General features: G+C 40.4%; 13 protein-coding genes and 1 tRNA gene. 7 read left to right on the top strand and 7 right to left on the bottom strand.

What is annotated here, in order from left to right; all coding sequences use genetic code 11:
* Positions 1-134: 134 nt before the first annotated feature.
* On the top strand, positions 135-4,355 hold the full coding sequence (locus AC1HCU_RS03780; RefSeq protein WP_480369272.1) for a tape measure protein: 4,221 nt from the start codon (positions 135-137) through the stop codon (positions 4,353-4,355).
* Positions 4,356-4,468: 113 nt separating this feature from the next.
* Here the strand turns inward: AC1HCU_RS03780 and AC1HCU_RS03785 are convergent, their stop codons facing one another.
* Together AC1HCU_RS03785 and AC1HCU_RS03790 are read right to left on the bottom strand one after the other, a co-directional pair.
* Complete coding sequence (locus AC1HCU_RS03785; RefSeq protein WP_480369275.1) at positions 4,469-4,765, bottom strand: hypothetical protein; 297 nt, start codon at positions 4,763-4,765, stop codon at positions 4,469-4,471.
* A 112-nt stretch (positions 4,766-4,877) separates the two neighbouring features.
* Positions 4,878-5,168, bottom strand: a complete 291-nt coding sequence (locus AC1HCU_RS03790) for a helix-turn-helix domain-containing protein (protein ID WP_480369277.1) — start codon at positions 5,166-5,168, stop codon at positions 4,878-4,880.
* 257 nt (positions 5,169-5,425) lie between these two features.
* Between AC1HCU_RS03790 and AC1HCU_RS03795 the strand changes: the two genes are divergently transcribed.
* The 6 genes from AC1HCU_RS03795 (at position 5,426) to AC1HCU_RS03820 (ending at position 8,792) form a co-directional block, all read left to right on the top strand.
* Positions 5,426-5,686: a hypothetical protein gene (locus tag AC1HCU_RS03795; RefSeq protein ID WP_480369280.1), complete on the top strand. Its 261-nt coding sequence runs from the start codon at positions 5,426-5,428 to the stop codon at positions 5,684-5,686.
* A gap of 21 nt (positions 5,687-5,707) precedes the next feature.
* Positions 5,708-6,025 carry a hypothetical protein gene (locus AC1HCU_RS03800; RefSeq protein ID WP_480369283.1) on the top strand — a complete coding sequence of 106 codons (318 nt, stop codon included), beginning with the start codon at positions 5,708-5,710 and terminating at the stop codon, positions 6,023-6,025.
* 6 nt (positions 6,026-6,031) lie between these two features.
* Positions 6,032-6,298: a hypothetical protein gene (locus tag AC1HCU_RS03805; RefSeq protein WP_480369286.1), complete on the top strand. Its 267-nt coding sequence runs from the start codon at positions 6,032-6,034 to the stop codon at positions 6,296-6,298.
* Positions 6,299-6,684: 386 nt separating this feature from the next.
* Positions 6,685-7,023 carry a hypothetical protein gene (locus AC1HCU_RS03810; protein WP_480369289.1) on the top strand — a complete coding sequence of 113 codons (339 nt, stop codon included), beginning with the start codon at positions 6,685-6,687 and terminating at the stop codon, positions 7,021-7,023.
* Between the two features lie 188 nt (positions 7,024-7,211).
* Positions 7,212-7,823 (top strand): hypothetical protein, encoded by a 612-nt coding sequence (locus AC1HCU_RS03815; protein WP_480369292.1) that lies wholly within the window; start codon positions 7,212-7,214, stop codon positions 7,821-7,823.
* Positions 7,824-8,387: 564 nt separating this feature from the next.
* The gene (locus AC1HCU_RS03820; RefSeq protein ID WP_480369294.1) at positions 8,388-8,792 is read left to right on the top strand and encodes a hypothetical protein; all 405 of its coding nucleotides are present in this window, start codon (positions 8,388-8,390) and stop codon (positions 8,790-8,792) included.
* Between the two features lie 170 nt (positions 8,793-8,962).
* Here the strand turns inward: AC1HCU_RS03820 and AC1HCU_RS03825 are convergent, their stop codons facing one another.
* The 5 genes from AC1HCU_RS03825 to AC1HCU_RS03845 form a co-directional block, all read right to left on the bottom strand.
* Positions 8,963-9,856 carry an IS3 family transposase gene (locus AC1HCU_RS03825; RefSeq protein ID WP_480364822.1) on the bottom strand — a complete coding sequence of 298 codons (894 nt, stop codon included), beginning with the start codon at positions 9,854-9,856 and terminating at the stop codon, positions 8,963-8,965.
* Positions 9,853-10,152, bottom strand: a complete 300-nt coding sequence (locus AC1HCU_RS03830) for a transposase (RefSeq protein ID WP_480364825.1) — start codon at positions 10,150-10,152, stop codon at positions 9,853-9,855. Before AC1HCU_RS03830 ends, AC1HCU_RS03825 begins: the two co-directional genes overlap by 4 nt.
* A gap of 222 nt (positions 10,153-10,374) precedes the next feature.
* Positions 10,375-10,446 (bottom strand) — tRNA-Arg (locus AC1HCU_RS03835).
* 12 nt (positions 10,447-10,458) lie between these two features.
* The gene (locus AC1HCU_RS03840) at positions 10,459-11,073 is read right to left on the bottom strand and encodes a DUF3256 family protein (protein WP_480369297.1); all 615 of its coding nucleotides are present in this window, start codon (positions 11,071-11,073) and stop codon (positions 10,459-10,461) included.
* Positions 11,074-11,102: 29 nt separating this feature from the next.
* Complete coding sequence (locus tag AC1HCU_RS03845; RefSeq protein ID WP_480369299.1) at positions 11,103-12,611, bottom strand: alpha-L-fucosidase; 1,509 nt, start codon at positions 12,609-12,611, stop codon at positions 11,103-11,105.
* Positions 12,612-12,631: the final 20 nt, after the last annotated feature.

The raw sequence follows: 12,631 nt of genomic DNA on the forward strand, positions 1-12,631 counted from the left end.
CTGGTGCTTTCTTAATTCAATTTCTAACTTTTTTTACGCACTGAAGAGCTCACACAATGAGCCTTTTTCGTGCGTTTTTTTGTTGAATTTCAGGGTGAACTCCATTCTAATATATTTTACAAGAAACTGTATATATGGGAGTAATAAATAAAGCTGGTGCCTTGTACTTCGCTACAGGTATCGATAATACAGGAATGTATCGGGATGCTGACGAGACAAAGCGTATTGTTGGATCCATAACTGAGCAGGTTCGCAGGGCCGGGATGGTCATTGGTGCTGTTTTCGGTGCTCAGACACTTGCACAGTTTGGCCGTGAGATCATCAATGTGAGGGGCGAGATGCAGATGCTGGAGAAGTCCTTTGAAGTGCTTCTAGGGGGAAGTAGTGGTGTTGCTGCTTTCATGAAAGAACTCAAACAATTTGCGGTAGAAAGTCCTCTATCAATGACAGGTGTTGCAAATGCAGCCCAAATGTTGTCAGCCTTTGGAGTTGAAGCTGAAAATCTGATACCTGTCATTCGCCAGCTGGGTGATATCTCAATGGGAAATGAGGAAAAATTCCGCTCATTGGCACTAGCATACTCTCAAATGACATCTGCAGGTAAAGTCTTATCGCAAGACTTGAGGCAAATGGCTACAGCTGGTTTCAACCCACTTGGAGAGATAGCACGTACTACTGGGAGATCAATTCAGGATGTTACTGCTTTGATGGATAGTGGAAAAATAACCGTTAATCAAGTAACAGAAGCTTTTAGGAGCGCCACTGCCGAAGGCGGTAAGTTCTACGGGATGACACAAAAACAGGCAGAGGGGATCAAAGGTCTGCAGGCACAAATCGAGGGAGCTGCTCAAGAAATATTCAACAATTTGGGCAAGAACTCTGAGGGGTTCATCACAGGAGCATATAAATCTACAATAGCACTTTTAGAAAATTACGAAAAGATTGGTAAGTCTATAGCAGGAGTTATAGGAGTTCTGGGTGTGTACAAAACTGCTCAAATAGCAGCCCATGCATATGATAATGTCTCTGCTTCCATAAAATACATTGAAGAAGCTAAGAATCTTGAAGCTCTTCTGACAGTAGAGGAGAAAAGAAGGATATCTGTTTTGAATCTTAAGTCTGGTACCGAGCAACACGTAAAGGCCATTCAGGCAGAAATAGAAGCTCGCGGGCAAAACCTGAAAGCACAGGTAGAGCAGGGTGTAGCTGAAACAAACGCTTTGGCTCAAAAGCGAATAGTGGGGAAAGAGGCGAAAGTAGCGGCGAGTGAGAATGTCGCTGCAAGAAAAGCCGAACTGGCAGCTATAATAGGAAACGCTGAAGCTGAAAAAACAGTAGCCTTGCAGAAAAAGATGCTGATTGAATCTGAGAAACAGAGCCGAGCGGCTCTACTCGTTAATAAGCTTGAAGAGAAGAAGACAGATGCCATTGTTCAGGCTCAAGATTTGAAGATTATCGGGGCAACGGAAGAAAAGATCGCTGCAAAAAACAGGGAGATAGCTACCATTCACAAGAAGATTATTGCAGCGAAAGAAGAAGAGATTCAGCACGCTCGCAATGTCGCAGCATTGAGATCAGAGGTTGCAACTGTAAGTGGCAGCGTTACATCAAAAAAGATCGAATCAGCAGAAAAGAAGCTTAATACCGCAATTATCAAAGAAAACACGGTTACGCAACTCTACAACAATAATGTAAAAGAGCTGGCTTCAACTAGAGCAAAAACATTGGCTGCATCCCAGCAGCTTGAAACACTGTCAACTAGTGTAGATACTGCATCGAAGAAAACAAACATAACATTTACAACATTGTTGACTGCTGCAAAGGCTAGACTAGCCACGGTAGCTGCAAAACTTAATGCAGTATTGTTAACTAATGCCTGGTCAATTGCTATAGCTGGGGCGGCTGCTTTAACATATGGGCTGTATAAGCTCATAACGTATCAAACTGATGCGGAAAAAGCACAAAGGGCTCTTAATGACTCAATGGAAATAGAAAAATTAAAACTTGACGCTTTAATCGAAAGTCTGAAAAGAGCAAGCCCTGACTCTGAAAGGTACAAACAGATTAAGGAGGATATTAACAGTAATTACGGAGAGTATCTTAGTAATCTTGATATTGAAATTGATGCTCTGAGAACATCTAAAGAGGCATACAAACTACTCTCTGACGAGATAGAAAACAACACTCGATCAAAGCTTCGCAACCAGTTTATTGATGAGAGAAGTCAGGAGCTAGGTAAAAGCATTGGTGGAAGTTTCTCATCTCTAAGAAAGCGTTTAACTAATGATCTTGGCGCTGAGCAAGGGAAGCAAGCTTTCGCAGATATTAAGTCTCGAATCGAGAATGCAACTCTACAGGATGCAGTAGATATCAATAAGTATATAAAAACGATATTTGAGGAAAGCGGGAAGTCTTTTAACGTGTCTGCATCAAAGTATTATCAGGATGTGAATAGCATACTAAGCTCTAAGCACCTTCTGAAAGAAGCCCTCGAAGAAGCTGATGATATTTTTGGCCAATTTGGAGATGCAGCTCAGGGAGTGGTTGAAGATAACAGTAAAAAAACCGATGCTGCAATCATAAAAAATAAAGAGTACTGGAAAAGTGTGCTGGATGAAGCATCTTCTGCTCGTGATAAGCTTGGGACAGACCAGGTAGGTACGGAAGAATGGGAAAGGTTGACCGCTCTCATCAATTCAGCAAGCATGCAGCTTGATGCATATTCAACAAAGCTGAGAAATGTAAAAGATAACAGCAAGGTTCTGGCACCACGTGATGTGGGAACTGTTGAAGGTGTCGGTGCCGGGATCCTCGAGAGCTTCATGTCCTCAGATGTAATTGATGATGTGGCAGCAAGGCAGATGGGGGAGTACACCCAAAAGCTCAGGGAGAGCCTCTCAGATGTCGATATGGACGGTGTTGACATCTTCGATGTCCTCACCTCAGACCTGTGGAATCAAGCTTTCAGTAACCTCGATAAGATGGCCGTTGATGATATGATTGAGCTCATTCATCAGCTTGAACTTCACTGGAAGAAGCTAAATCTGGATCCTACCGAACTGGCTGCTCTCCGGGATCGAATTGAGAAGATCACGGATGAGATTGGGAGGAAGAATCCCTTCAAGGGACTTTCTGAAGCGATCAGGAAGTTTAAAAGCGGAGATGGTAATTTCAAGGATATAGCCAAGAATGCCGGTGCTTCTCTGGATCAGGTTGGTAGCATGTTCAACTCCATCACTGACGGCCTTGTAAAAATGGGTGCTGCAGGTGATGAAGAATCTCAGAAAATGCTCAAGGGCATTGGAGAGATGGTAGGCGGGGCCGCCACGTTGGCAAAAGGCATTGCAACCGGTAATCCTGCCGATATCATCGCAGGGAGCGTGCAATTGCTTACTGCAGCCATTGACGTGTTCGACAAGAAGAGCCGGGAAGCAAACAGGACCATCAAGAAAAACACAGAGCAGGTTAATAATCTTCAGAAGGCATACGAGAATCTCGAGAGGGCAATATCAAAAACCTATTCAACAAAAGCAGCTTCATTAATTGAGGATGAGCAGCGTAATCTCGAGCAACAGAGAAGGCTGATTCAGGATAATATACGGGCAGAACAAAGCAAAAAGAAACCGGACAACAAAGTCATCAACGAGTGGAAGAATGTACTCAATGACATCGACGCAAGGTTAGAGGAAAATAAGGATCGGATCCTTGAATCCCTTGTCGGCACCGACGTGATGTCTGCCATCGATGAATTTGCACAAGCATACGCCGATGCTTGGGCATCGGGAGAAAGTGCCGCTAAGAAGTCTGCTGATGTAGTGAAAGGTATATTGAGAAACGCACTTATCAACTACATGAAAGGACAACTACAGCCTGAGGTAGACAGGTTGATGAACAAAATAGCTGATTCAATTAAAAACGATGGCAGAATAGATAAAGCTGAACAGAGTGCCATCGATGCACTCCTATCTGCAATCGACAATAAAGCCGAACAATATAAACAAGCAGTCGATCCGTACCTTGATAAAGGAGCAAAAAGAAGTGGTGTCCCCGGTGAACTTCAGGCTCAAATGACTGAGGGTACTGGTTCGCAGTTGGTCGGATTATGGAACATGACGGCGATGGATACCAGGTCAACTGCAATTGATACAAAGGCCATAAGGCAAAATCTGGAAAACACTAAAATGCCTGATGTGGCAAAGGATCTGTATAACATACAGAACGAACTGGCAGCGATTAATCGAAATACCAGGGAGACAGCTGATAATACTTCTCATATAGAAGAAGGATTTAATGGACTGAAAGAAGAGTTAAGCGAAATTAAAAAGAATACAAAACAGAATAACAGTAGAGGGTAAAAGACTCCTACTCCTATTATTTTTTTGCCCCTCACACATGTGGTGAGGGGTTTTTAGTAAATGCCTGGTATTAGTCTGAAATTGACTTATAAATTAATACAGAGCAGCTCAAATCATTTCAATTCTCCGAAAATCTTGTTTACCGGTATTACGTTCTGAATGTCAAGCATCCGGCTGGCTGTCTCGAGTTCTGTTCGCTTGAAATACACTCTTGCACGGTTGCTGTTTCCTGTCGGATATCCGACGATCCACCTTTTATGGCGCCATTCCTCTATTAATCTCCTGCCATACTGTTTACGGGCCTGAGATTCTGTTACTACCTCAGAAGTAAGTCCAAGCCGGTTGAGAGTATTATATACTCCAATTTCAACTGCTTTAATAATGATCTGTTCGATTGTTTTGTCATCCATAACTGTTAGAATGTTAATTGTTTTGCGAGTTGGTTTTTTATATTTCTAATTCCAGCCAACGCTTTGGCCAGGTTGTTAAAGTGATTCTTCAATCAAACAAATCATTATTAGTTCATTCGTTTGATTTGGTCCTGTAGCCCTCACATATTCGCTGCAATTGATCGAATGATTCAATCCGATGTGTCACCCCATTGATAATAATGATGCCTGAAATCGGTTCTTTTGAGGCAAACAAATCAGTTATAGGGACCCCAAGGGCATTTGCAATCTTTTTCAAGGTCTCTAGGGTAGGATTGCCATTAATGGCCTTTGAAAGACCCACTTCTGACATCTTAGTCCTTTCTGCCAATTGTTTTTGAGTGATACCGATTTCCTTGCAAATTTCTAATACTCTAAGTTTCATAAGCAATATTTCTAGTTTTACAGCAAATATAGTATTTTCCTATCACTCTATATAACTATAAAGCAAATAGATTTTATAAAACATAACCGTATGTTTAATGATTTGTGATTTTTTAACTTGTTTCTTATCTTTTGCGTTATATTTATAGTTATGTTTGCAGCACGTATATTACCCTATAGGTTTAATTTGCTATTGCGTTTTAAGTTGAAAAAATTAGAGAATAAAGATAGATCGATTAACAAACAAAATTTATTGATATGGAAAAAACATTAAGCGATTTTAAAAACGTGAACCTTTCTGAAGGAACAAAACAGTACATAGCCGCATATAGAGTTGCAAATGAGGCTGCGAACATTACCTGCAAGGAATTGGAACGCATCTGGGGATTAGATCGGAAAGAAATGATGACAGATAAGTTATTTCGCACACTCGGAGAGTTCCAAGCCGAGATATTGAGATTAATGGGATTGGCTATAGAAGCAAATCTGAGAGAAGAAGACGACAGTAATGAAATATAAACTTTTATGCTTATAACTACAATGCGTAAGTCAAGATCAATAGTGGTAAATCATACAGCCACCGGCACACCCTCTTTTTTCAAAACTATTTGCAAAACAGACGTAATCAATCACGTGAGAGATGGATATGAGAGATGGCACAACTATGCTGTTTACCATAACCAGGATAATGGAGATAAGGCTACAAAAGTACTTAACGAAGTGATTTTTGATGTACTGCAGGAACCAGTTGAGCGCCTTGCTGAATTACTTCATACAATGGCCGGCCAGTACACAGAACTAGATATGCTGGTACTGCAGACAATTAAAGACAGATCAACAATCAACCCAAAAAACTAAAAAAGTATGAATGCATTAAAATTTACACCGGAACAAATGAGAAACGTGAAGTTAAGCGATGGAACAAAAGAGTATCTGGTAGCTTACAGGATGGCAGAAGAAGCAACCAATATAGTATACGAACAAGTTGAGAAATTGTGGGGGTTAGACCAGGCGCAAGAAATGATTCAGCCATTGTTTGAAGCTTTCTATTGCCTGCGGCATGAGATCCTCAACTTGATGATGAAAGAGATTGATGAAAATCTGGGCGGTATAAATTGTACTGAAATTTAGAAAATATGGGAACAATTGAACTAACAAGCCTGAGGATGCATGAAATGATTCACAATGTACTTCGGCATTCAAATGATTCAAAATTGACCAGGAACATTATTGAAGCGCTCGAGGATCGGAGCCTTAGAAGTATATTCCAAACCTATGGAAGCGAGATTATTGAATTTAATAAGCAACATAAAGACAAAAAAAATAGAAAACATGGAAAAAGCAAGTAAGACAATCTCTGGGAGATACGATTTTCGGAATGATCAATTCAGGATCAAAAAATTATCCGAAGATCATATAAACGATCCAGATGGATTTATAAATTCTCTTGACAATTTCTTCAGTAATATTTTCCGAGAGATGCTTCAAACGCGCCAGTTACAGAAAGGAGGCAAATCATGAATGATGTATGTTTTATTGAAGAAAAACCGGAAGTTAAGATAAAAGCTAAAAGGCGCGAGACTTTTTTACTGGCAGAAAACATCGATCGTATAAAGATTATGTTTGCTGATGAAGAGAGTTATGAGAAATACATGGGTGCGTTATGGTTGTTGAGAGATCTCATTGGAGAGAGTATTGATATTTGTGGAAATCCAAACGTTGCCAGCCATCCGCAATTTCCAATTTTTGAACTGACGAATGATTTGATTAGTGCACTCCTTCGTCAGGATACATATTTTACGGTCAGTCCGCACGGTATAACATATTATCGCCATAAGGAGAGAGGTGAGGATTGAAAGCAGATAAGTAGAAATCGAAAACTATTTAAAACGGACTTCAAAATTTCATTAGGGGGATCCATTATGTGGATCCCTTTTTTTGTGTCTATAGCTTTCTCCTGAAGAAATCTCTTGTAGCGTATATTTTCAAATAGATTAATCCTCATGTTTGAAAACTATTTAAATATCAATAAACTACTTGAATTATGAGCATTGAAGAAGTTAAAAACTACATTACAAAGCGATATGAGAGATGGCTGGATTATTCCAGGTATCATTGTACAATGAAAGGGATGGCCGGTGAAGAGGTGGACCTGCTAAACGAAGTGATGATAAGTCTATTGGAAAAGCCGGAAGAGAAGCTTTTAGAGCTTTACAACAAAAAACATAAGCAATACCGCGAACTGGACTACTTCGTTTTGAGAATGATCAAGATGAATGCCACATCAGATACGGCCCCATACCGGCATAGGTACAAGCCAATCCCGGTTAATGCTAATATCAATTATTCCCAGCTCGAGATCGAGGACCTTGCAGATGATGAAGAGGACAGAGCCGGGGAGATACTGCGGAAAACGAGAATCATAAGAGAAGCCATCGAAGATATAGAGCCTCATACTGATCCGCTCGATATTGAAGCTTTTTGCTTTCGTTACTTTGATGGAGAATCCGGGGATAACTGGAAAGAGAGCGATATAAACAGAAAGTTATGCTACGATCGTTCCTATCGGGCAAGAAATTCAATAAAAGCATTTGTTGAAAATTATGATACCAGGAGATTAAAGGTAAAATCGATTTGGTATAATTTTGCCGGGTGAGATAATTTTTCGAAATCCAAAACGTCTGTACCATTGCATAATACTTTGTAATAATCAATTCTACTCAATAGTTAGGAGTACATTTGTGATTTCCAGTATTATATAAACGAAAGAAATAAAGAACAAAACATCGATTTTAATGTTATATTATTGTACTATTAAAAATAAATTGTACTTTTGCGTACACATTAATGGCGACATATTTAAACATTCAAAAATAAAAAATTGAGACGATCTGCTTAATAAACCAATGTCCGCAATAGTTGTCTAATTATTTAAAAAATTAAAAGTAATGAAAGCTCAGAAGAAATCAATCGTTTTGTCGGCTAATAGGAGGTCTTCTAATTCGATTAATATTCCTAAGCCAAATGAGAGAGTTATTTTTACTCGAATGACTAGTCAAGAACTCAAACAAAACAGAGTTCCGGTTTATGACTATATGATTCCATGATTGACCCTTATCCCTTTATTCATTTAATGAATATTCCGGATGACAAAGAGAGTTGTTCAATTCTGACTAAGTTATATCGGTTTAAATCATTAAAATCTAATAAGAAATTTATTGTGAGGGTAGAAATCTACCCTCACAGTGTTTATGTAGTTAAATTTTTTGATAAAAGTTTAAGTAATTGCCCAAATAGATATAGTATTCTGACTAATGACAAAGAGCCTCGACGTGTCATTATGACTTGTATTTGTATTCTAAAATCTTTACATGAAGAAGACAATAAATCGTCTTTTGCTTTTATCGGCACTAATTGTATTGATGAACCAAAGAAAAACACAAAACGTTTCCGTGTTTATAAAACCATCGTAACAACACAATTCGGGGATAGTGTTTTCGCTCATTTTACAAATGAAGATAATAGTGCTTATCTCCTTCTTAGGCAGACTGAATTAGAAGCTAATAAAAATCTATTGTTGGATATTCAAAATCAATTTCATAAGGTTTATGAATTTTCTAATTGAGGTTAAATCTTTGCTATTATTTCAGATACTCCCTTACTTTTTCGATCGCTTCTTTCACACTACGAACAATCACATATTTGCTTCCGCACATTTCCGCATGTTTCTGGAACTCTTTTTATGGTTTTACTTTTCCGGGTGAGTGGACTTGCAAACTTATTTGAGACATAAAGTTAAGCGACATTTTTAGTTGATTCTTTTTTAAGATTATACTGATTCCAAAATTCATCAATGGTTAAGTTACCCAATGCTGAGAATCTCCTTTTATGATTATACCAGGATTCAATATATTCAAATACATGCAAGCGCATTTGCTCTCTTGTTTTGAGTTTGGTACCATAGACCAATTCAGATTTGAAAGTTTTGAAAAAGCTTTCAGCCACAGCATTATCCCAACAATTTCCCTTTCCACTCATACTTTGCTCCAGCTTCAAGGATTTCAACAGGTTTACAGTTTGTTTGCAGGCATACTGGATGCCCCGGTCAGAATGAAATATCATTCCTTCTCCAAAAGGTCTGTTCCTGTTGGCCATCCTGATGGCCGGGACTACGGTATGGGATGCATTCATATGATCACTTATGGACCATCCGATCAGTTTGCGGTCAAAAAGATCCAGCACACAGGTCAGATAAAGAAATCCATCCTTACACGGAATATACGTCAGGTCAGAGACACACGCTTTCACAGGCTCATTCTGATTAAATTCGCGATTCAGCAGATTTGGAGCAACCTTATAGTTGTGAGAGGCATCCGTCGTCACTTTGAATCGTCTCGAAAGTTTGCTGCGCAAACCCATTTCTTTCATATGGCATGCTACAGTGGTTCTCGAGACAGGAATTCCGGATGCCTGCAAATCCTTCGCCAGCCGGGGGCTTCCATTGCGTCCTTTAGCCGTAAAATATGCATCCCTGATCTTTTCGTCCAACTCCATATACTTCCGCTTACGTTGTCCCTCTGGATCTTTAAGCCAGCGATAATAACTGCTTCTGGGCACTTTCAATACTTTACACATCACCTCGATCGTCCATTGTTTCGAGTTGTATTCCTTTATAAAGAGAAAGATCAACGATCTCTCATGGAGATGATGCTCAAAGCTTTTTTTAATATGTCACGTTCCGTTTCAGCCTCACCCAGACGTTTTTCCAGCTCAGCTATCCTTTTGGCGTCTTCACTTAGAGACGGGACTCCATTTCCGGGGAAACTGGCTTTCCCTTTCTGCTGGAACTCTTTCCGCCAACGATATAAAAGAAAGGGGGCAATACCCAATTCCTGCGCAAGCTCGGAAACATTCTTGCGCTCTAAACTGAGTTTGACCGCATTCTCTTTGAATGCCTTGTCAAAATGTGTTCTTTGTTTTCTCATATTACACAAAAATAAGCGTTTATGCTTAACTATGTGTCCCGGCAAAGTTAGTAATTCCAGAGATAAATTAAAGCTACTTATCTTGTTATTAAATAAACTGGATCTGAGAAAATAATTCGGTGCATTTTTTTACTGATTTCTATGATGTTTCGCAAATGTTATGCAAACTGATAAAAACAAAACCCAAACAGCTGAATATTAGCTGAATGGGTTTGCTTCAAGTACACCCGGCGGGAATCGAACCCACATCGTCGGAACCGGAATCCGGTATTCTATCCATTGAACTACGGGTGCATGGCTGTATTATCATTTGAAGGAGGCGTTGTTCCATGTCAATGTCAGGGAATCGCCTTTCAACAATGGTTTTAAATCTTGAATCTGTTCCTCGGTCAGCCGCTCCCTATAATGGAATACCAGTGTTAAATCTGTTCCTGTTTCGCTGAACGACGCCGAGATCGGACAAATGTCCGGCAAAGATACAGCATATTTGTCATTTCCCGGCTTTTTTGACGAAGAATTCAAAAAAAAATCAGTGGAAACATCGGGTAGGAATGATTCACGGTCTAATTTTTTCCAATCGGAGGTATAAAAGGAAATATGACTGTCGCATACGTTTTCACAAACAGTCCTTATGAGGCAGGCAATTACCGAGTCGCTGTTCACAGGCAGAAGTTTCAGTTGTAATGTGCCCACGTCGGATGTTCTAATCAGCAGGTAATCGTCACTGTGAACCACCTTCTCTATCTCTCCCAGAGGAAAGGGAACGGTTGTTTTGCCTTTGTCCACCAGTAGCATGGTTTTATTCCCTTCCGAAACACCCGGCAGAAGGTCGGAAGGCATCGACTTAAAAAGGTCACCCGCCTGTTGTGCGTGAATGAAGGTCGACAAAAGAAGAAAGAAGAAAAGAGTTAATCGTTGCATATGATCATTTTATTTCGTAGTGTCCCGTATTATTTTATTTGATTAGAATTCAAATTTGTTTCATTTCCATGAAGATCTTCTGTTTCTGCTTCAAGTGCCGATGCAAAATAGGCTCCCACCTTGTGGATGTTGGCAATGTCCCTTGTCTCGTTGATGGTTACACGTAGTCTGGAGGAGGAAGTATTGTCGAACCGTAGAAGTCTTTTATATCCAATGGTAGTACCTTCCGTTAATTTAACCCATTTGTTGTCTATAAATCCTTCCACAATAAATTTTTCCACACGCTGTCCTTTGCGGATATCTTCCTGTAGCATGACCGTATTAATTGATTCATCGGGAATTATGTTGTATTCTCTCGAAGCGCCGGAACGCGCCTTCCATGGTATATCGCCGTCGATAAGTTTTTCGTTGTCAAATGTATTGCCAATATAAGTGCCAAACTGTCGGAGCTGTTCCACATCTGCTTCATGCAGCCGACCCCTGGTGTCTGGTGGTACATTGAGGAGGAGAACTGAATTCATGCCCACAGATTGGAAATAAATATCCACAAGCCTGGCGAGTGTTTTCACCTGATGATCCTCTTCGGGATGATAGAACCATCCCGGTCGGATGGAAACGTTTACTTGCGAGGGATACCAATAAATTGTTTGCGATTGCTCTATGATATCTTGACTCCCCAGATCGTCTGCAGTGGGGGAGATGTTCAGTCTTTTGTTTTCAATGGCAGTTGCTTCGCTTATACCGGGTTGCAGCGGCGTTACGCTCCACTCCGTTTCTCTTCCTACTCCGTTTTCATTTCCCACCCAACGTACATCGTCGCCCATAATAGCTTTTACTGCATTCGGCTGTAAGCTGTCGATCACATGATAGAATCGTGCCCAGTCGTATTCCTGCACTTTTCCATCAGACTCTTCACCGTTGGCACCGTCAAGCCATACTTCATGTACATCGCCATAGTTGGTAAGCAGTTCAGTGAGCTGTTCTGTAAAAAATGCATTGTACCGGGGTGAATCGCCATAGCTTTCTGCATTACGATCCCAGGGGGACAGATATATGCCAAATTTCATCTCATGCCTGTCACATGCTTCTTTCACCGCCCTTACCACGTCTCCCTGCCCGTTATGCCAGGGTGAGGACGCTACTGAATGTGTGGTGGTGCGGGTAGGCCAAAGGCAAAAACCATCGTGATGCTTGGCCGTGAGAATAATCATCTTGAATCCGGCTTCCTGTAGGGAAGAAATCCACTGATCCGCGTCAAAGTCGGTGGGGTTAAACAGGGTTGGACTCTCTGATCCATCGCCCCATTCGCGGCCGGTAAATGTATTTATCCCAAAATGAATGAATGCCGTGAGTTCCAGTTGCTGCCATTCATATTGTTGTTGTGTAGGTATTACGTATGCGGCCAGTTTTACTTTCTGATCGGAAGTTAAAATATCAGGATAGGTCAGTTTTTTCTCAAAATAGGTATTGGCCCGCTGATTACATGCCGAGAGAAGCAGAAAAAAAAGCCACAATCCTGAAACGATTATTTTTTTCATAAGCGACAGATTTGATGATG

Source organism: Proteiniphilum sp. LBM24028 (genome assembly GCF_056629195.1).

Coding starts and splice junctions, on each gene's coding strand:
- AC1HCU_RS03845 (WP_480369299.1), bottom strand. CDS start 12,611: ATGAAAAAAATAATCGTTTCAGGATTGTGGCTTTTTTTTCTGCTTCTC.
- AC1HCU_RS03785 (WP_480369275.1), bottom strand. CDS start 4,765: ATGGATGACAAAACAATCGAACAGATCATTATTAAAGCAGTTGAAATT.
- AC1HCU_RS03795 (WP_480369280.1), top strand. CDS start 5,426: ATGGAAAAAACATTAAGCGATTTTAAAAACGTGAACCTTTCTGAAGGA.
- AC1HCU_RS03790 (WP_480369277.1), bottom strand. CDS start 5,168: ATGAAACTTAGAGTATTAGAAATTTGCAAGGAAATCGGTATCACTCAA.
- AC1HCU_RS03780 (WP_480369272.1), top strand. CDS start 135: ATGGGAGTAATAAATAAAGCTGGTGCCTTGTACTTCGCTACAGGTATC.
- AC1HCU_RS03800 (WP_480369283.1), top strand. CDS start 5,708: ATGCGTAAGTCAAGATCAATAGTGGTAAATCATACAGCCACCGGCACA.
- AC1HCU_RS03840 (WP_480369297.1), bottom strand. CDS start 11,073: ATGCAACGATTAACTCTTTTCTTCTTTCTTCTTTTGTCGACCTTCATT.
- AC1HCU_RS03810 (WP_480369289.1), top strand. CDS start 6,685: ATGAATGATGTATGTTTTATTGAAGAAAAACCGGAAGTTAAGATAAAA.
- AC1HCU_RS03805 (WP_480369286.1), top strand. CDS start 6,032: ATGAATGCATTAAAATTTACACCGGAACAAATGAGAAACGTGAAGTTA.
- AC1HCU_RS03830 (WP_480364825.1), bottom strand. CDS start 10,152: ATGAGAAAACAAAGAACACATTTTGACAAGGCATTCAAAGAGAATGCG.
- AC1HCU_RS03815 (WP_480369292.1), top strand. CDS start 7,212: ATGAGCATTGAAGAAGTTAAAAACTACATTACAAAGCGATATGAGAGA.